At 51.8% G+C, this 20478-nt stretch carries 16 protein-coding genes; 7 read left to right on the forward strand and 9 right to left on the reverse strand.

The window, feature by feature from the left end; all coding sequences use genetic code 11:
• Positions 1-5: 5 nt before the first annotated feature.
• Positions 6-3125 carry a SusC/RagA family TonB-linked outer membrane protein gene (locus ACYVIY_RS20335; RefSeq protein ID WP_460978236.1) on the reverse strand — a complete coding sequence of 1040 codons (3120 nt, stop codon included), beginning with the start codon at positions 3123-3125 and terminating at the stop codon, positions 6-8.
• Between the two features lie 383 nt (positions 3126-3508).
• Between ACYVIY_RS20335 and ACYVIY_RS20340 the strand changes: the two genes are divergently transcribed.
• Entirely contained in the window at positions 3509-4444 is a 936-nt protein-coding gene (locus ACYVIY_RS20340; RefSeq protein ID WP_460978237.1) for a sterol desaturase family protein, read from the forward strand.
• 62 nt (positions 4445-4506) lie between these two features.
• Entirely contained in the window at positions 4507-5262 is a 756-nt protein-coding gene (locus tag ACYVIY_RS20345; protein ID WP_460978238.1) for a cupin domain-containing protein, read from the forward strand.
• Between the two features lie 48 nt (positions 5263-5310).
• On the opposite strand, the gene ACYVIY_RS20350 is transcribed toward ACYVIY_RS20345, so the two are convergent.
• Positions 5311-5964: a hypothetical protein gene (locus ACYVIY_RS20350; protein ID WP_460978239.1), complete on the reverse strand. Its 654-nt coding sequence runs from the start codon at positions 5962-5964 to the stop codon at positions 5311-5313.
• A 124-nt stretch (positions 5965-6088) separates the two neighbouring features.
• On the reverse strand, positions 6089-7384 hold the full coding sequence (locus tag ACYVIY_RS20355; protein WP_460978240.1) for an alpha/beta hydrolase family protein: 1296 nt from the start codon (positions 7382-7384) through the stop codon (positions 6089-6091).
• 193 nt (positions 7385-7577) lie between these two features.
• Here ACYVIY_RS20355 and ACYVIY_RS20360 point away from each other — a divergent pair, with 193 nt between their 5' ends.
• Together ACYVIY_RS20360 and ACYVIY_RS20365 are read left to right on the forward strand one after the other, a co-directional pair.
• On the forward strand, positions 7578-10040 hold the full coding sequence (locus ACYVIY_RS20360) for a TonB-dependent receptor (RefSeq protein ID WP_460978241.1): 2463 nt from the start codon (positions 7578-7580) through the stop codon (positions 10038-10040).
• 197 nt (positions 10041-10237) lie between these two features.
• Positions 10238-10951 (forward strand): hypothetical protein, encoded by a 714-nt coding sequence (locus ACYVIY_RS20365; protein ID WP_460978242.1) that lies wholly within the window; start codon positions 10238-10240, stop codon positions 10949-10951.
• 96 nt (positions 10952-11047) lie between these two features.
• On the opposite strand, the gene ACYVIY_RS20370 is transcribed toward ACYVIY_RS20365, so the two are convergent.
• Both ACYVIY_RS20370 and ACYVIY_RS20375 read right to left on the reverse strand, forming a co-directional pair.
• Positions 11048-11935: an alpha/beta hydrolase gene (locus tag ACYVIY_RS20370; protein WP_460978243.1), complete on the reverse strand. Its 888-nt coding sequence runs from the start codon at positions 11933-11935 to the stop codon at positions 11048-11050.
• Between the two features lie 392 nt (positions 11936-12327).
• The gene (locus ACYVIY_RS20375; protein WP_460978244.1) at positions 12328-12867 is read right to left on the reverse strand and encodes a carboxymuconolactone decarboxylase family protein; all 540 of its coding nucleotides are present in this window, start codon (positions 12865-12867) and stop codon (positions 12328-12330) included.
• A 185-nt stretch (positions 12868-13052) separates the two neighbouring features.
• Between ACYVIY_RS20375 and ACYVIY_RS20380 the strand changes: the two genes are divergently transcribed.
• Positions 13053-13928, forward strand: coding sequence for a helix-turn-helix domain-containing protein (locus ACYVIY_RS20380; protein ID WP_460978245.1), 876 nt, complete (start codon positions 13053-13055; stop codon positions 13926-13928).
• Positions 13929-13966: 38 nt separating this feature from the next.
• On the opposite strand, the gene ACYVIY_RS20385 is transcribed toward ACYVIY_RS20380, so the two are convergent.
• Entirely contained in the window at positions 13967-14356 is a 390-nt protein-coding gene (locus ACYVIY_RS20385; RefSeq protein ID WP_460978246.1) for a DUF983 domain-containing protein, read from the reverse strand.
• Positions 14357-14597: 241 nt separating this feature from the next.
• Positions 14598-15212, reverse strand: a complete 615-nt coding sequence (locus ACYVIY_RS20390) for a CGNR zinc finger domain-containing protein (RefSeq protein ID WP_460978247.1) — start codon at positions 15210-15212, stop codon at positions 14598-14600.
• Positions 15213-15315: 103 nt separating this feature from the next.
• Here ACYVIY_RS20390 and ACYVIY_RS20395 point away from each other — a divergent pair, with 103 nt between their 5' ends.
• Both ACYVIY_RS20395 and ACYVIY_RS20400 read left to right on the forward strand, forming a co-directional pair.
• Positions 15316-16239, forward strand: coding sequence for an EamA family transporter (locus ACYVIY_RS20395; RefSeq protein WP_460978248.1), 924 nt, complete (start codon positions 15316-15318; stop codon positions 16237-16239).
• Positions 16240-16394: 155 nt separating this feature from the next.
• Positions 16395-18413, forward strand: coding sequence for a M13 family metallopeptidase (locus ACYVIY_RS20400; protein WP_460978249.1), 2019 nt, complete (start codon positions 16395-16397; stop codon positions 18411-18413).
• 109 nt (positions 18414-18522) lie between these two features.
• On the opposite strand, the gene ACYVIY_RS20405 is transcribed toward ACYVIY_RS20400, so the two are convergent.
• Together ACYVIY_RS20405 and ACYVIY_RS20410 are read right to left on the reverse strand one after the other, a co-directional pair.
• Positions 18523-19278 carry a LytR/AlgR family response regulator transcription factor gene (locus tag ACYVIY_RS20405; RefSeq protein WP_460978250.1) on the reverse strand — a complete coding sequence of 252 codons (756 nt, stop codon included), beginning with the start codon at positions 19276-19278 and terminating at the stop codon, positions 18523-18525.
• A 12-nt stretch (positions 19279-19290) separates the two neighbouring features.
• Complete coding sequence (locus ACYVIY_RS20410; protein WP_460978251.1) at positions 19291-20328, reverse strand: sensor histidine kinase; 1038 nt, start codon at positions 20326-20328, stop codon at positions 19291-19293.
• Positions 20329-20478 lie beyond the last annotated feature (150 nt).

Raw genomic sequence — 20478 nt, forward strand, 5'->3', positions numbered from 1 at the left:
ACTACCTAGAAATCGCAGTTTAAACCGAGCGAAATGACGCGGGGCGATGGCCAGTGGCCGTTGTCGACACCCCGCTCCTGAATATTGGCCCCCGTTACGTCGGGGTCAAGTCCCGTATACTTTGTGATGGTGAACAGCGTCTGTCCACTGACGTACACACGGGCACCGCGTATTTTGAGCCGGTTTGCAAACGCTTTCGGTAGCGAGTAGCCGATTTCAACGTTACGCAGCCGTACGTACGATGCATTTTCGAGCCACCGATCCGTATAAGGCAGGTTGTTGGAGATAATTCCCTGATCGCCTGCTTCCAGACCCAGGCGAGGGTCACTGGCGCCGGTATTAGTTGGTGACCACGGATTAACGTCGCTCCGGAAATTGGTCAGTTGGTAACTGTCCAGAATGCGCCGAACATCGTTGTACACGGTATAGCCAAATACGCCCAGGAACTGTACGTTCAGCGAGAACTGCTTATACGATGCGTTGAACTGAGCCCCCGTCTGCAACTTCGGCCAGGGCGACGTAACAAACTGCCGGTCGTTGACATCAATTCGGCCGTCGTTGTTCGCATCGATATAGCGGATATCGCCGGGCTTTGCAAACGGCTGAACCAGTGAGCCATCGGGACCCCGGTAGTTGTTGATCTCTTCCTGATTCTGGAACAAGCCGTTCGTTTTCAGCACAAACCACTGCCCCACCGGATTACCCACCTGCGAGCGTGTGTTGCCGCTGACGATGTAGTTGATGTCCTGTCCCTGGTTACCCACGTTTTCGACCCGGTTCTTGATCGTAGTGAAGTTCCCCGATACGTCCCACTTGAACTCTTTCCGGTTATCGCTGCGGTACGTCGCCGAAAACTCAATACCCCGGTTGCGGATAGAAGCCGTATTGACGTAGGGATTGCCGCGTAGGTTACCCAAATAGCCCGGCACAGTCAGGTTCAGGATGGCATTCGACGAAAGCGAGTTGTACACGTTGATGTCGGCAAAAATACGGTTGTTCAGAAAGCTGGCCGTTATGCCGATGTTCTGCTGAATCCGCTCTTCCCACCGCAGGTCGGGATTAGCCAACTGCGCCTGATACGCGCCTACATTGGCGGTTTGGTCGGGTCCAAAAATAGCGCGCGGGTTGCTGTTGATAAAGGCCGTGTACGGGAACGAACCCAGCGTTGGTACCACAATGCCCAGCTTGCCGTAGGATGCGTTCAGCTTCAACTCCGATATCCAGTCGACATCAAAGAATTTCTCCTGACTGATGCGCCAGGCGGCCGCTACCGACGGAAAAAATCCGGTTCGGTTGTTCGGTCCAAAGCGCGAATCCTGGTCAACGCGGCCCGTCAGCGTCAGCAGGTAACGATCGTTGTACGTATAGTTTATCCGACCGAGGTACCCCAGAATCCGGTAATATTCGGGCGTTCCACCCGCCGAGTTAGAAACCCCGGTTGCTGCGCCGATTGTCGTAAAATACTGCCCACCCGCGTAGCCCAGGTCCGTACGGGAACCGGTTGTTACGTCGCGTCGTGAGGTCTGCTGACTGACACCGACTACACCGTTAATGTTGTGCTGTCCAAACGTCTTGTTGAAATTCAGCGTGTGTTCAAACAACAGACTAGTATAGCGCGACCGGTCTTCGCTTACCGAACTGGGTACGACGGCGGCATTGTACTGATACACGCCAATCAGGCGCAGATTCTGCGTATAGTCGAAGCTCGCGTCCAAACCGGCGTTGAAGCGATACGATAACCAGTCGGCAAATTTGAATTCGATGAATCCATTGCCTACCAATCGGGCGAAGTTACTCCGGTTGCTGGCCAGATTTCGGGCCGCCACGGGGTTAAACGCGTAGCTCGGCGCGTTCGGATACGAGCCGATTCCGTAGCCTTCGGGGTTCGTTGGGCTGACAAAGCTGGGGTCCTGCACCGGAATGACGGGCAGGTTGTAGGCCATGTCATAAATGGGGTTCGTTCCGACTGGCTGATTGTTTACGTTAGAACTCGTCAGCACCAGATTTTCGCCGACCGTAAAGCGCCCCAATTCGCTCCGGGTGTTGATGCGCAGGCTGGCCCGGTTGAAATCGCTGCCGATGACGTAGCCGGTGTTGTTGAAATAACTGCCCGAAATCAGGTACTGCCCAGTTTTGGTACCACCCGACAGGCTCAGGTTGTAATCCTGCAAACTACCCATCCGGAGTACCTGGTCCTGCCAGTCAGTATTGATGTTCGGGTTGAACGTAGCCTGAGCTACGCTGGGTGGTACAGGCTGACCTGCGTTCTGGTACTGCTGCCGTTGCAGAGCCGCAAAGCCCGCGGCCTCCATCACGTCCCAGCGCCGGTAGGCCTGCTGAACCCCGAACTTACCCGAAAACGACACCCGCGCGGGCCCTTCCTTGCCTTGCTTGGTGGTGATGATCACAACGCCATTGGCCGCCCGAGACCCGTAAATAGCTGCAGCGGATGCATCTTTCAGAATCTGAATGGATTCAACATCGTCCGTATTAATGGTTGGGTTGGCATCGGCAATCATGCCGTCAATTACGTAGAGCGGTTCGGTGTTCAGGAAGCTGGCAACTCCCCGAATCTGGATGGATGCCTGCTGCCCCGGTACACCCGTGTTGCGAACCGTCACCCCCGGCGACAGCCCCTGGATGGACTCGGGTAACGACTGCGCCGTTACGCGGTTGGCCTGTGCGGGATTAATGACGTCGTTAGCCCCTGTTACGTCCCGCTTCCGCACCGTCTGGTACCCAATCACGACCACTTCGTTCAACTCCGTGGCCGCCGGAGCCAGCGATACGTCGATGGTACTGCGGTTGTTGATGGCAACGTCCTGAGACGTATACCCGATGAAGGAAAACGTTAACGTGCCGGTGTTAGTGGGTACAGATAACGTGTATACGCCATCGGCATTGGTGGTGGTACCGGTGCTCGTTCCTTTCAGCACGATGGTTACGCCCGGTAATGGATTGCTTTTATCAACAACCCGACCCGTGATCGTTGAGGCTGCGGATTGGGCCTGAGCAGGCGATGAATGGAATCCGTAAAGTGTAAGCAATGCGACGGCCGTTAGCAGAAGCCGCCAGGCAGGCCAACGTACCTGACGGTGAGTCGGGAACAATAAACTGTTTTTCATACATGAGAACGATTGATGAAAAGTCGCTATCTTATCTGCCAGCCGCCAGTTCAATACGTTGCCAGAGAAACCTGTATGTTGAAATACTCCAACTGGGCAAAGCGATAGTTCCATTGGTAACCATTCTTTAAGCCGCTTAGTCTATCGGTTTAAGAAATAATTAAGGAAATGGTGTTATTTCGACCTATCGGAGCCATCGGAAGCCAACGGCAGCTTATTTTTGGGCGTTCTTACGTGGGCTCACCGTCATGGCAACCCGCGCTGATCAGTAACGTTGACCTCATCCGGCGAGGTCAGAACAGTCTTTTCCAACGGGCAGGCTACGGGTTAACCGGTTTCGATTCGTAACGGAAACCCGGGAAGCTTGCAAAACGATTGATATTATGAACGAAAGCCTTTTTGGTGCGCCCCCCATCCGCTGGGAACAGCTTGAACTCGTCGAAAAAACGGCTCCCAACTTAATTTTGTGGGCCGTTCCCGCCATGATTCTTTTTACAGCCCTTGAAATGGCTTGTGCATATTTTCAGGAACGAGACATTTATGACAAGCATGAAACCATTGGGTCTGTTTTGGTCGGTCTGGGTTCGCTGGTATTAGGGGCAGGCTTAAAGCTTGGACTCCTCTACGGGGTGGTCTGGCTCTACAACCAACTCCCCTGGCGGATGGCGCTGCAATGGTGGACGCTGATTCCCTGCTACCTGATTTTAGATTTCTTCAGTTACTGGGCGCACCGGATTTCGCACGAGCAGCGGTTCTGGTGGGCTACCCACGTCGTTCACCACTCCGGCGAGCACTATAATCTGGCCGTCTCGTTCCGGCTCAGCTGGCTCCAGAATCTAAAGATCATCTTCTTCGTACCCGTCGCCCTAGTGGGTTTTCATCCGGTTATCTTCTTTACGACCAATCAGATCGCCGTTCTCTTTCAGTTCTGGGTACATACAGAATACATCGGCAAACTCCCCCGCTGGATCGAGTATCTGGTGGCGACGCCCTCAAACCACCGGGTTCATCACGGTTCGCAGGAGAAATACATCGACAAAAACTACGGCGCTACGTTCATTTTCTGGGACCGGCTATTTGGTACGTATCAACCCGAGGAAGAACGGCCTATTTACGGCATCACCACGAATATTGGCCAGAAAGCCAATCCTTTCCACATTAATTTCCATGAGTTTGCCGATCTCATTCGGGATGTAAAAGGTGCTCGGGGACTTCGTCAAAAGCTGTTTTATATCTTCGGCAGTCCGGTTGAAATCGCCCGGCTCAAGCAGCAGAAAGTAGCCGCCGAAGCGGAAGCCAACCTGGTGCAGGAAAGCTAGACAAACAGACAAGTATCGGCCTGTTGATTGCTGCTTTATAAGGGTAGATAACGCCGTTTACTATGCGACTCGCCTTGCTTTTACCTGTAGTAACGCTGGTTCTCCTGGAGCAGCCTATTACGTCCAACGTTTACGTGTGGAAAGAGTCCCCAGTGGCCAAAAAGGCCATGTCTGAACAGCGGGCCATTCTGGAAGGTAGCACCGTCGATTTTCGGCATATCGAGATTCACGCGACGACGCTACCAGCTCACCAAGCTCACCATCCGGGCCACAAGCACGACGATGAAGAATTGATTATCGTTAAAGAAGGCGAACTGACGGTAACGATTGAAGGCAAAACAAAGGTCCTGGGCACTGGCAGCGTTGCCCTGATGATGCCCTGCGACGAACACGGCTTCGAGAACAAAGGTGCTTCGCCCGCTACGTACTATGTCATGCGGTACGCGTCAAAAGCTCCAGTTGACCTGGAACGGGGCCGTAAGGCGGGTGGATCGTTCTGGATTGACTGGAAGGAGGTGGCTTTCCAACCCCACGACAAAGGCGGTATCCGGCGCATGTTCGACCGGGCAACAGCCATGACCCGCCGGTTCGAAATGCACGTCACGACGCTAAATCAGGGATTGTGGAGTCACCCGCCCCATACGCATCGGGCCGCCGAAATCCTCTTGATGGTCAATAATTCCGCCCAGGAAAGCATCGATGGCCGTATGCATACGGCCACGGTTGGCGATTTGATTTTCCTCGAATCGAACGTACCACACGCTATTCAGAACACCAGTCAAGGCAGTTGCACGTACTACGCATTTCAATTCGAATAGCTGGTCATAAGCAGGCGGCTCGCACCGAGTCAGCCTGAACCAGACGTTCTATAGCTGTTGACAGAGCTGGTTGTAGGCCGTTACCATATCGCCAAAAAATTGCCAGTCGCGACGCCGGGCAACCGGATAATTCCGGATAAACTCCGGACAGTCGCCGAAGAGCGTTTCGTGAACTGCTTCCATATCGCCACGCTTCGCAATCATCGACTCGCTGTTGTTTTTCAGCACTACGTAGCTCAGTTCCTGGGTAGCACCGATTGTGAAGTTGCCGAACGAATATTCGACGGTTTTCTTCCAGCCCGATACATCAAAATACAGTACAATATTCCCTCCGTATGGCAGTAACCGCTCCAGCAGCATTGGCTTACCACCCCGGCGCGGATTGGGCACCCGCTCAAAAACAATCATCTCCCGCTCACGCGGAATACTACCCGTCGAATACGCGAAGTTAGGAATCCGTTGGGCCATCATCCGCAGCTCATCGCCTTTCAGCTTTATCTTCTTATCATCAGCGGTTCGGATGACGACACTCGCCGGAGAATCGTTAACGAATGACCCTACCCGAACCTGCCCATCGATGGTGTCGTTCTGCATGGTCACTACGTATCCGTCTGTCCACATGGTAATGGCTCCCAATGGACTGTACTGACCGAAACAAATTATGCTACTGAACAAGGCGATACCGAAAAGAATGGCTTTCATGGCTATGACGCACGAATGATTGATGCGGTAAAGCTAACCCGTACCCAACTCGGTTCAGACTGGGTTCGGGATGAACTGAGAAAAACGCTGTATGAAGTGCAGCATCATCCGTTGTTCGTGCCCCTTATGGCTTGGCGTGTCGCATTTCTAAGCCTACCGACGTGCGTGGTTTAAAACCAGTCCACGGGCCTTCCGCATCGGTTTCTTTCAACTCGAAATATTTCCCATAGTCGAGTCCTTTCAGGTGGATACCCAAAAATGCAGTCACAAAATGCTGGTTGATGTTGTTGATCCGGCGTTCATTCCAGGTTGGTTCAGCGTACCGCATATACTCGTTCAAGGGCGTTCCCGGCTTCAATGACTCGGCGGGTGGCGGATTCGGGGCTGTGTTATGCCGGGCGTTGACGTAGGTAAGCAGGTATCGGTCGGCGTTAACGGCTCCGTCGTAGATGGCCTTTATCCCTTTTTCGTAGCCCGATATATCGTCTTTACTACCCGCTACGAACAAGGTCGGCCGGGTAAGCCCAGCCAGTCCGCCAGCATCCCACATACCCCGCTCCATACCCCAGGGCGCGAAGGCAATCACCGCCTTAATGCGTGGGTCCTGCGACGATTTGTATTCCGACGCCCCCGTCGAGCGAACTTTCAGTGCGGTGCTGCCACCGGCCATTTGGCCGAAAAGCTTCACAGCCTGCTCACTATAGCCTGCCCCTGTAGCATTGAGAACGCCGTAGCCACCCATCGAATAACCAATCAGCGCCGTTTTATTCGCGTCCAGCAAACCCGCCAGAAACGACTTACTATCTCTTTTGCTTAACCGCGCCATCTCGTTCAACACAAACAGATCATCCAGTCCCCGGTTCAGTAAGGTGCTCGGAAACGCGGCCGCATCGCGATAGGTCGACTCAGTATGGTCGATAGAAACCACTACGTATCCCTTCGAAGCCAGGTTTTCGGTCAGGTAGGTAAACATCAGCCGCGAACCGGGATAACCATGCGACACAATGACCAACGGGTATGCTTCCTTGCCCGGTTCGGGTTCAGCATCGCGCAGAGCCCTGCCCGCAAACGTGTATGGGATCAACGGCCGCTTGGGATCATTGGCAACGCCCATCACGTCGTCGTACTGGACAAGTTCAGTCTTTCCAGCCGGAATACGGGCTGGATACCAGATTTCAACGGTCAGCGGCCGGTCATAAAGCGGTTCTTTGCCATCTTTGGCGTGCAATACATCGACTTGACCCGGATGGACCAGGTTCAATGTGCGTACGCCTACTTTTTGATTACCCCGCGCAGCCAGTTCCGGGGCATCGGGCAAGGCATCACCGAACAAAAACGATTCTTGAGCCTCCGCTAATGAAGCCGAGCTTATCAATAAGGCAATCAGGAGGAAGCGGACTAAATGTACGGGTAGGTGCATAGGGTATGGTACAAACGGAGGTAACGCGGAGCGAATAACGGAGGTCGCGCTGGCATTTGCAATCCTGCCGAATCAAGTTGACGTGACCTGAGCGTACCGAGTTCAGGTTACAAAATTGCCAAAACCTGCGCCTAGGATTGAGTAAAACAGAGCGTCATATGCTTTTCTCTCCAAGAATACTCTCAACAGCCTGATGCGATCAACCCTTACGTTCTCTAGTTTTTTTCAAGTCCTTTCTTCACTCTTTACCGGTCTTCTGCTTACAGCTTTTCTTGTTTTCGGTACGTCTGTACAGGCGCAGGATGGCGGCAAGCTCAAACTACGTGGTAAAGTGCTGGATGCTCAAACCAATACGCCCCTGGTGTATGCCAACGTCCGGCTGTTCAGGCAAGCCGACAGTTCATTTGTGACCGGAGCTATTACGAACGAAACCGGTGAGTTTGCCCTCGACGCTACGTCTGGAAACTACTACGCTCTGCTGGAATTTATCGGCTATAAATCGCATCGAACGGCCGCCATTCAGCTAGCAAACGAGAACGCTCCGCACGATCTGGGCAGCTTTAAACTGGCCGCGTCGACAAATACCCTGAGCGAAGTAGTTGTCCAGGCCGAAAAGAGTACGATGGAACTGGCGTTGGATAAGAAGATTTTCAACGTGGGTAAAGACCTGGCTAACAAAGGCGGTACGGCCGTCGACATTCTACAGAACGTACCGTCGGTCGCTGTCGATGGCGAAGGCAATGTCAGTCTGCGGGGCAGTGGCAGCGTCCGCATCCTGATCGATGGCAAACCGTCTGGGCTGGTCAGTCTGAAAGGATCGAGCGGGTTGCAGCAGTTGCAGGGCAGCAGTATTGAACGTATCGAAGTGATCACGAATCCATCGGCCCGCTACGAAGCCGAAGGCATGGGCGGCATTATTAACATCGTCCTGAAAAAAGAGCGGAAAGAAGGCTTTAACGGCTCGTTCGACGTAATAACGGGGTACCCAAGTAATTTCGGTGCGGCCGCCAACGTCAACTACCGCCGGAAAAACCTTAACTTCTTTGTCAATTACACCGCTTCGTTTCGCAATACGCCCGGCCGCAGTACCCAGTATCAGGAGCTGTACCGCAACGATTCGACGTTCATTACGCGCCAGATGTCAACCAACAACCTGAAGGGCTTGAACAACAGCGCCCGGGCCGGTCTCGATTATTTCTTTAACGACAAAAACATCCTGACGGCCGCCTACACCTGGCGCATCAGCAAAGGCAAACGATTTGCCGACATTCAGTACCTCGACTATCAATCGAACGTAAACAACCTGCGCAGCATTACGAACCGCACGCAGGACGAAACCGAAACCGAGCCGAATTCGGAATATGCCTTGACGTACAAACGAACCTTTGCCCGGGAAGGCCATGAACTGACGGCGGATGTGCGCTATCTGGATAACTGGGAAAGCTCCGACCAATTTTTCAATCAGCAAACCTTCCTGCCCGATGGAAGCACCACGCCCATCTCCCGGCTTTTGCAGCGTTCGCTCAATGACGAAACTGAAAAACAGTTTCTGGTGCAGATCGACTACGTAAAGCCGTTCGCAAAGGACGGTAAGTTTGAGGCTGGCCTCCGGAGCAGTTCGCGCGACATGACCAACGACTATTCCGTAACAGAACAGGGCGTAAACGGTGGCTGGCGTCCGCTCGATGGCCTGACCAACAATTTCTTATACGAAGAGCGAATTCACGCAGTCTATGCCATTCTGGGTAATAAAACGCGGAAATTCTCGTATCAGGCCGGTTTAAGGGGCGAATTGACAAGCGTAACCACGACACTTAAACAAACCAACGATGTCAACCCGCGGCAGTACGCCAATCTGTTCCCCAGCGTACACGCTACGTACGATTTGCCCCGCCAACATGCCATACAGGTTAGCTTCAGCCGACGGGTTCGTCGGCCGCAGTACAACGATTTAAGCCCGTTCATGACGTTCAGCGACAGCCGCAACTTCTTCAGCGGGAACCCGGACCTGAACCCTGAATTCACAAATTCGTTCGATCTTGGGCACGTCAAATACGTCGGCAAGGGCTCGATCAGCTCATCCATCTATTATCGTCATACAACCGGCAAGATCATCCGAATCCGGCGCGTCGACGATTCCGGTAATTCAAATACCCGACCTGAAAACCTGGCTATCGAAAACTCGTATGGCGCAGAATTCACGAGCTCATACGCGCTTTACCAATGGTGGAAGTTAGACGGCAGCGTTAATTTCTTCCGGGCCATCACCAACGGCAGTAACCTCGATGCCAGCTACCAGAGTGATACGTATAGCTGGTTCGTCAGGACGAACTCGCGCTTTACCCTTTGGAAAACGACTGACCTTCAGATGCGGGCCAATTACGAGGCTCCGCAGCAGACTCCGCAGGGACGACGCAAAGCCATTGCTACGCTGGACCTGGCCATCAGCCGCGACATCCTGAATAAAAATGGTACGCTGACCTTAAATGTGCTGGACGTATTCAACTCACGCCGGTACCGGTCCATTACCGAAGGCGCAAACTTTTACACCGAAAACAGCTCCCAGGGCCGAATGCGGCAAATCAACTTAACTTTTAATTACCGGCTCCGGCAGGCTAAGAAGAAGATGAAAGACGCAAGCGAAGGTGAGTTTTAACGTACTATTTGTAGAGCCGATTTGAGATGATCCAGGCCTTTATTCTAAATCATTCATCGGCCGAATCCGCTTGTTCATCCGGATCAATCTCTAGTTGGGCATATTACATTAACCGTCGCGAATTATAGCCAGTAACTTAGGCATAAATCATAGTATGCCTTTGCATGAAACAATTCTCTATTCTATCCTGTCTGTTGATGAGCTCGCTTGCAGTACATGCTCAGGTTGACACGATCAACACCACTAGCCACAAACTGAACCTGTCGGCCTTCAAAGAAGGGAAACAGACCTATGCCGTTTTCTTTGAAGATAGCACCGGCAAGCGGTTAGGTTCAGCCGATCTCTGGGATCGCTCAATCCGCTTTTCGACTAATGCCGCAGGCCAGAAACTGTATCAGTTCCGTTGGGATTGGTACCGGAAAGACACCCTGATTGCGCAGGTGGCCGCAACGGGCCTAACCGCTAACCTAGCTCCGCTTACGCATAACGCGAATTACGGCAAACGGGGTGGGCGGAATTTTGTGTTCAACGGCACAACGGTCACCATTCCGGATGCCAGCCGACGTAACGCGAAAGACAGTACGTTCAGGGTTGTCATGAATCCACCCGCTTTTGAATTTCCGATGGATTTAGAAATTCTCCCCTTGTTGCCGTTCAAAAAAGTTGGTCAGCAGTTTGCCGTTGCGTTTTACGAACCGGGAAGTCCGGCGTCAAATTATTACAAATTAACCGTTGAGGGCAAGGAGAACTTACTTATCAGCGGAAACACGAAAATCACTTGCTGGCTTCTCAAAATTGACTATGGCCAGCAGTCTTACGCTACGTTCTGGATTGCCGATCAGTCGAGAGAGGTGCTCAAGATGCGCGAGTATTTCAGAGGCCGATACCGGTATAAAGTCAAGCTGTATTGATTGGTTGATTACAGTTAGATCAAGCTATGACTTTGTCATTCTGATCGTAGAGAGGAATGGCAAAATTGACTCCGGCAATCTTATCAAATTTAAAAATTACCCACCTTTCACCAACTTCAACAGATCGCGGTAGATGAGGTTGTTTTTCCAGAATAACTGCGTCACCATCGCGATGTGTTTTTTGCCGGGGATGACCTTGTACTCATGCTGAACTCCTAGTTGCTGTAACTTCTGGCGGAAACGCTGGCTACTGCTGGCAATACTCGGATATGTGCGCTCACCCACGAACAGCAGCATCGGCGGACTACCGGCTCTGACGTGATACAGGGCCGACACCGCTTGCCAAACGGTCGGCTGCTTTCCGAACGGAACCAGATACTGCTCATCGTTGGCGTACTCCATTTTCTTCAGGTAGTCGAACATGTCCAGACCAGCCGGATCATCCAGAATGGCCCCTTTTACGGGATTGTGAGCAAGGCCATATTGAGCAAACAATTGATTTTGTACAGCCAGCATAGCGGCTAAACCGCCACCTGCTGAATGGCCCATCACAAAAATGCGATTTGGATCACCGCCGTATTCATTGATGTGTTTCGTCACCCAGATCACCGCGCGGGCGCAATCCGTCAGCATGGCTGGCACCTGCACACCCGGCGACAGTCGATAGTTGATAATGACAGCCACAACACCTTGTTTGGCCAGTCTGCGCCCAATAAAGCTGTATATGTTTTTGTTACCGCTATCCCAATTGCCACCGTGAATGAACAGGACGACGGGCAGTGCCCCAGCGGTTCGCGCTTTGGGTGCGTATACATCCAGTACGTGCCGATCCGGGTTAAAATCGGGCTCATCAGATGCTACGTACGTAAGGTCTTTCAGACGTCGGCTTGGGTGAGCGACAGCATATTCATTGATGGACAAGAGCAGTATAGCCAGCACAAGCACAACGGCTGGAATCTGCCATAACAATCGAAGCAGGAGCATACAATCAGTTGACTAACGTAGTAACTTATTCTTTAAGATTAGTTAGCTACTCATAGTAAACACCTACGTGCCGAAGATCATTCTGGTTCATTCTTATTCAACAAGTGATATATAAACCAGCCTTGCTATTCGTGAGATACAGCAGACTCGTTTGAGTTCGCCGTTTGACGAGGAGGTTCAATTGAGGCTATTGGATCAGCCTGCGGAGTTGCTAATGCGTCCAGCACTGTTTCATCCCACATGGTATCACCACACTCTTCCCGTACAAACGGGAGATTGTCATCAGATTCGTTCGGATTCATGACCTTGATCGATTAAATTAAATATCAACTTTCATCTATGTTCCTTTAGGGAGTCTATAGCCTGACTGCCTACTAGTCAAGCGTCAATTGCTACCCTAAAGCAGGAGCGGCCGGAAAATCAACCGGAATATCCGTAAGCGCGTAAACGTAATTCGTGAATATACGTACCGTTACTAAACCCACGAGCTCCATCAACGCGCCTTCGTTGTAGCCAACCGCAAAGAATTGCTCAACCAGCGTCGGATCGGCATGGCCCTGATTCTGGGCGATAGACTGCGCTACTTGCACAATGGCCTGTAGTTTAGGATCGGCGACATCAGCCCTACGGATTGCCACTGTATCGTCTAAGCTAAACCCACGAGCTTTAGCCGCCATAGTGTGAGCGGCCAGGCAATAGTTACAGCCATTAACCTGCGAAACGACCAGAGCGATAGCTTCACGCTCTTTACCTGTAAACAGGCCGTGATTAAGCTGATCCTCAAATTGCAGAAAAGCATGGAGAGCGGTTGCCGAATGCCCCATCGTGGCGTATAAGTTGGGGACTTTACCTAATCGTTTTTGTAGTTGATCGAACAAGGGTTGTGCGGCCTCGTTTACCTGTTCCCTGGTGGGTACCTGAATGCTTCTCATCTCTCTGTTACTGATTTGTATTGCCGTAAAGCTACTGGCTCGCTTGTCACTAACAGCGGACAAATCAGCTCATTCATGGCATTGATTTTCCATGTATCGGCTGATATTTAAACTCAGCTACCCTTTGCTTCCTGCGAAGCATTATCTTGCAGCCGTCCGCTACGTCCCCGATTGATACGTTACTCATGAAAGAAAAGGCGTTACCAGTCCTTCATATCGATGATTTTGAGCAAGCCCCGAAGCACTACCCCGACGTGTATGTTCAGCTGTTTCGGGAGCACGTAGCGCAGTACCAGTTTATTCAGACGCCCCATCGTCACGACTTTTACCTGCTGGCCATATTCACGAAAGGACAGGGTACGCATACAGTTGATTTTGTGGATTATCCTATTCAGCCTGGGAGCGTCTTTTTTATGTCACCCGCTCAGGTGCACACCTGGACGTACTCGGACGACGCAGACGGGTATCTTATTTTCTTCAACCCCGCCTTTTATCTGGTCGATTTCCCCGCCCGGAAGCTTGGTGACTTTCCGCTTTTTCACTCGATCAGCACCCCGCCCGTCGAGTACTTGTCCCCCTCAGAAGCGGCTGGTATCGAAGAGCTATTTATCAGAGTTTATCAGGAATCGATCGGCGACGGGTACCGCCGGGAAGATATTATCCGGTCTTACCTGAACATCCTGCTGGTGAAACTAAGTGGATTTCGACTGGCCAGTTACCCCGCTTCCCGCTCGGCTCATGCGCAAAGTCAGATCCGACAACTGGAGCTGCTGGTAGAGAAACACTACGTAGAGCACAGGACCGTACGGGACTACGCCGAGATGATGTCGTTGTCGGAAAAGCAGTTGTATACGATCTGCCAGACGGCCGTAGGCAAACCGCTGCAAAAAATTATTCAGGAACGACTGATTCTGGAAGCCAAGCGTCTGCTAGTGCACACTGACCTGTCAGTTGCTCAGGTGGCTGATCGGCTCAATTTCGGGGATCACTCGTACTTTAACCGGTTCTTTCGCAAAGAAGCCGACGTAACGCCCGAGCAGTTTCGTCGCACCTATCAGTAAGCGCGACGAAACCTATATTGTAGGTTGGTTCGCACTGCTTAAATCGCCTTGGGTGATTTTACCAGTTGCACATCCGGTTTAACGAAAATGGTCAGCCAGGTGCGACGGGCCATCCGGAAGAAGAACGGCGTCAGCAGGAACAGCGTTGGGATCAGCCCCATCAGGTAGTAATCCAGATCAATGTTGAGCCAGACAACGACAACGAAAAAGGTCGCTAACGTCCAGATGGTGAAGAAGGCGTAACTAACAAACATCGACGCCCAGTAAAAGCCGGGTTCGGGCATGAAGTTGAGATCACAGTGCGAGCAACGCGCGTGCATATCATCGAAATGCCGGGTGAAGGCGCTATTTTTCACGAAGAAATCGCCTTGATGACAACGAGGACATTTATTGTAAATAACGCTATATAATCGACTGTTCGTTTCCATATCAATGAATCGGTTTAGACGGCAGACACCCCGGCTGAGGATGAGCTGAGCAATTGACTTTTACTCAACAAAGATACGTTAACTGCTCCCCTAAGGCGCGGACAAATCTGCCTATTTATGGTATAAAACGCGCCAACTTGATACGTCTGTCCACAAACAACTTGATAATACGTAGTGAGCGTATGCCGGTAAAAAACAAAGCAGGTCCGTTCCTATCGGCTGCTCAACGGTACAAGGTCGCTTACGCCTGTTTCTTTCGCTGGTAGTAGCGCCGGGCCTTTACGTGGGTGCCGCAACTCTGCATGTCGCACCATTTCCGGCGGTGATTCTTGGTTGTATCCAGGAAAAACCAGGCACAGGCTCCGCACTGTTTAACCAGCGTTTGGTCTTGGGTTGTCAATAATTCATGGGCCGACAGGCTAAAGATCCAGACCACCTTCGCCAGCTCTGTCCGGGGATGCGCCCAATCTAAAGCCAGCTTGTCGGCTTGCCGGGAAAACCCTCGCTGAATCAATGCTTCGTTGATATGTCCGTTGAAGGACTTCAGGGTTGAAGCCGGTACTTCGTCTAATTTCCCCTTTGCTAGAGCGGCAAATAGAGTAAGCATCGATTGCCGGACCTGACGCGCTTTAAGCAAAACACGTTCTGCCTGCTCAGGATCCTTCTGAGCCAATTGCTCCAGGGCGTCAAGCGTGTCCGCATTCAATAGCGATAACCGGCGGGTGAAAATAAGTAAATCGTTGTACTGATGCAGCCGCTCCACAGGCTCATCAAACTCAAGCGCCGTGTTCACAAAATCAAGACACGCGGCCCCGCCAGTCAGGTCCATTTCGGCGATCGTACTGACTTTTGTCATAGGTTAAGCGTAGCTAAAGTTTATAACCGGTAAAACAAGTTTAGCTGGTTATAGTTTCGTAGTATAAATTCACACTATCAAAAGTCAGTTTAAAGGTAATAAAATGAATACAACAACCGTCTCACGCGTATGGCTGGTGCTGGCGTTTATAGCCATCTACTTTGTTTGGGGAACTACCTATCTGGCCAACTTATTCGCGCTCAAAGCCATCCCCCCTTTCATCATATCGGCGATACGCTATCTCATAGCTGGCTTGTTATTGGCTACGCTGGCTTATGGCAAACGCCAGGCGTTTCCGGAACGGCAAGAGATTCGGGATCTGGCCATCAGTGGTATTCTTATGCTGGTTGGGGGTTCAGGGCTGGTGGTAGTAGCAGAGAAATATATTACGTCGGGGGCGGCTGCGGTGATTGTGGCTACTGAACCGCTCTGGTTTGTTCTGCTGGACTATTCGCGCTGGAAGCTGTATTTCAGCGATAAAAAGGTAATTTCGGGTCTCTTACTTGGCTTCGTGGGTATCGTTTTATTCACCCGCTTTTCGCCTGCTGGTCCGCACGTAAATCAATCCGAGAACTTACTCTTAGGCACAGCCCTTGTACTGGCGGCTTCGGTTCTGTGGGTGGTCGGCACTTTGTTTGCGGCACGCCGGATAAAGCCGGGTCGCTATACGTTTTGGCATCCCACGATTCAGCTACTGGCCGCTTCTTGTTTTGCGGGACTGGTTGCTTTAGTCAATGGAGAATGGTTGGGCTTTGATCTGCAAGCGGTACCGTTGCTAGCCTGGGGCGGACTGGGTTTTCTAATCATCTTTGGTTCGCTCATTGCCTATTTGGCCTTTGGCTGGCTGGTTACGGTTCAGCCGCCTGCCTTAGTCAGTACGCACACGTATGTCAATCCGATTGTTGCCGTATTCATCGGTTGGCTCGCGGCCGGTGAGCCGGTTGCAGGCCAGCAGCTAATTGCCCTCGCTGTGGTGTTAACGGGAGTAGTGCTGACCCAACTGAGCCAGGTTCGGGCGGAAGCATAGCTGTAGGCGAAGTCGCGATCAGAAACCGGAATGCGTTCACAAGTTGGGCAAACCTGTTTTTTTAGCCCTCAACCATTTCAGATCAATTAAAATTAAACCATTTTTGATTTTGAGATAACTGATCCGGCTTACTTTGCTTCCTACCTATACAAATCATGAAACAATTCGTCTTTTGCTTGCTGGTCCTGTTGTTGGCAGGAGCTTGTCAGCGCATGTCTATTCCAGCGACAAAACGGGTAGTCATCACCGGTATCGATGCCTCTAAAAAACCCGGAGATGATTTCTTTGCGTACGCCAACGGCATTTGGTACGATACGGCCCGCATACCAGCCTCCCAGGCCGGTGTTGGTTCATATTCCTTTTTGAATTATCCGCAACGCATACGGCTACAGGCGATTCTGGACAGCGTTTCCGCAGGTCGTAATTCGCCGGGGAGCCTTGAGCAAAAGGTAGGTGATTTTTATGCGTCGGGCATGGATACCACGGCCATCAACAAACGCGGGTACGAACCAATCAAGCCGCTACTGGCCCGAATCGATGCCGTCAGCGACGTAACGTCACTGTTGACGCTGGTCGCCGAAGAACAAAAAGCGGGAAATGGCTCAATCATTGGCTTTTACGTTGGTCCCGATCAGAAAAAGAGTACGGTGAATATTGCTCAGTTTCGCCAGACCGGAATTGGCCTGCCCGAACGTGCGTATTATTTCAAGACCGATTCGTCAACTCTCGGCATTCAAACGGCTTATAAAAATTACCTGACCCGCTTGTTTGAACTGATTGGCACTGCGCCGACTACTGCCGCCCAGAATGCTACAATTGCGTATACGATTGAGAAGCAATTGGCTACGGCCCATCGAACCAACATTGAACTCAGGGACGTAAAGGCCAACTACAATAAGTTGGCGGTGGCTACCCTGAGCCAGAAACAGCCTACTCTCCACTGGACAACGTTGTTAACCAACTTAGGTCTTCAGGTCGATTCAGTTAACGTAGGGCAACCGGCTTATTATGACCAATTGAACACGATGTTGACCTCTGTTGCCATCGACGACTGGAAGGTTTATCTGAAAGCCCGCGCCTTAACCAATTACGCCAATTTTCTGAGTCAACCGTTTGTGGATGCTACGTTCACTTACGGCAAAGTGCTGACCGGGCAGGCGGTTAAGCAGACCCGCGCCGAAGAAATGACCCAGGCCGTTGACCGCTCGCTCGGCGATGCGCTGGCCCAGTTGTACGTAAAGAAATATTTCCCCGAATCGGCCCGACAACGGATGGCGGTCCTGGTCGAAAACCTCAAAAAAGCATTCGAAACCCGCATCAACCGCCTGGACTGGATGAGTGATTCGACTAAGGCTAAAGCGAAAGATAAACTGTACGCCTTCTCGCAAAAAATCGGTTATCCGGATAAATGGCGGGATTACTCCAGGGTGGCCATACAACGAGACGCCTACTTTGAAAACCGGTTGGCGGCTACGAAACATGACTACCAGGATCGGCTGGCCAGAGTCGGTCAACCCGTCGACAGAACGGAATGGCACACCACGCCACCGACCGTAACGGCGTATAACAATCCTCCGCTCAACGAGATTGTGTTTCCGGCTGGCATCCTGCAACCGCCTTATTTCGACGTAAATGCCGATGATGCCCTGAACTATGGCGGCATCGGGATGGTCATTGGCCACGAAATTACCCACTCGTTCGATGATCAGGGTGCCCAATACGACAAATATGGCAACGTAACCAACTGGTGGGCCCCGGCAGACTACGCCAAATTCAAAGCAAAAACGCAACAGGTGATTGACCAGTACAATTCGTTTACGGTGCTGGATTCAGTGCACGTAAAGGGGGCTTTAACGGTGGGCGAAAACACGGCTGACATTGCGGGGGTTGCCATTGCCTATGACGCCTTTAAATTGACCGAGCAAGGCAGAGACACGACAAAGCTGGATGGGTTTACCCCCGACCAGCGCTTCTTCATTTCGATAGCCCGTATCTGGCGCGTCAAAACAAGAGATGCTTACATGGGCATGTACGTTAATACTAATCCGCATTCGCCGGCTCGGTGGCGCGTGAACGGGCCGCTGATGAATTTCACGCCTTTTTACAAAGCCTTTAATGTACAGCCCGGCGACAAAATGTATAAACCCGAAACGGATCGGATAAGTGTTTGGTAACGTAGGTTAGATCATGGGTAAAAGCTGATGCGAAGTCTCACCACGGGGGCTTCGCATCGGCTTTTTATTCATGATTCGCGTAGTATACGCACAACACTTGTGCTACGTATTAGCCTTCGATTAGCCGGTAAAACGCTTCGCGGTACGTATCGCCGATGGGGATAACGGCTTTACCGATGTAGATCCGGTTACGTTCCACCGATTCAATGCGGTTCAGGGCAACAATGTAAGACTTGTGCACCCGCACGAATCGGTTAGCCGGAAGCTTCTCTTCCATACTTTTCATCGTCTGCAAAGCCAGAATCCGCTCGGTCTCTGTATACACCGATACGTAGTCTTTCAGGCCTTCGCAGTACAGCACCTCGGCCATACTAACCCGTTGCAGGCGGTATTCGGTTTTGATAAACATAAAGTCTTTGGTACCCTCATTACCCGATGCAGGCGGATGGGAGCCGGCCAAGGACTGGTCAGAAGATTCGGCTACCGGGCGTTGGCTGACCGGGCCGTTTGAAATTAACTTTTGCACCGCGCGATAAAACCGCTCGAACGACACGGGCTTAAGCAGATAATCGACGACTTCATGTTCGTATCCTTCCAGCGCGTATTCAGAATAAGCAGTTGTCAGAATAACCCGGCATTGCATCCCGACAACTCCGCGCCGGACCAGATTCAGGAACTGCATACCCGTGAGCTCCGGCATTTGGATATCCAGAAACACCACGTCTACCTCGCCCCGCTGCACCTGCGTCAGGGCGTCGATAGGGCTCGTCGTAGCTCCGACCAGTTCCAGAAAAGGCACTTTGCGGATATAATCGCTCAGGATGTCGTGGGCTAGCGGTTCGTCGTCAACAATCAGGCAGCGCATAGGCATGGCAGGCTACAAGTTTAACTCCAGTGAACAGGCGTAACTGGTAGGCTCGTCGGTGATGTGTAAACTGTGCCGGTTGGGATACAGCAGGGCGAGTCGGCGCTGTACGTTGGCCATTCCGATGCCCCCGGTTGCGTCGGTTTGCCGACTCGTCTTTTTGTTCAGCGTATCAAACCGAAGGATGCCATTCCGCACGCTAAGATCCAGTACCAGCGGGTGGCTCGGATCGCTCAGATCGCCGTGTTTAAACGCATTTTCGACGAACGATACCAGCAGTAACGGCTCAATCCGGAACAAATCCGTATTGCCCTCCACATTGAACTGGACCTGCGGATTCGCCACCCGGAGTTTCTCCAGTTCAACAAAGTGCTCCAGATACGCAACCTCTTTGGCGAGCGGCACCCGAACGGACCCATCCACACCCGGCGACCGCTCAGCCGCGTTGCTCTCGTATAACATATAGCGCATTAGCTCCGACAACTTCAGAATGGCCCCCGGTGCCGCGTCCGATTTGGTATAGGCCAGCGCATAAATGTTGTTCAGGGTGTTGAACAGAAAATGCGGATTAACCTGCGACTTCAAAAAAGCCAGTTCGGCGGTATTCCGTTCGCTCAGGAGAGCGGTACGTTCCTGCTGATGCACAAACCAGTCTTCCACAATCTTAAACACCAGCCCAACCAGCACCGAAGGCACAGCGTAGTACAGATTATCGATCACGAAATGACTGAACGGCGTACCCGGAAAGTAGTTCTGAATACCGAACAAGGCCAACGACAGCACCTGGTCGATCAGATACCGAATCCCAATAAAGGAAGCGATACAGCCCAGCATACCCAGCATAGCCCAACCGTATTTCCTCCGGGCAAACAACGGATTCAGCACCACCACATGCGTCAGGTAGATGGTCAGCCATTGGTAAACGACCGACAAAACCGCGTAGACAGCATAAAAATGTGGCTTGCCAGAGGTCAAAAATTGCGTAATGCTGAGGGCCAGGTACAGCACCAGACCACCCAGGTAAAGCAAGGTACGGGTACGATGTTTCATAGTGCAAAAAACAAAGGACATGCGTTGGTCGGCAAATCGGTTCGACCAACGCCCCGTTTTAACCGACCAACGGGTTCAGAACTGTTTATGCCTGTTGATCGGTGCCGCGGCCCGTTAGCCGATATGTTGAGCAGGTTGGTCGAATAGAGT

It is taken from the genome of Spirosoma knui, from assembly GCF_054780635.1.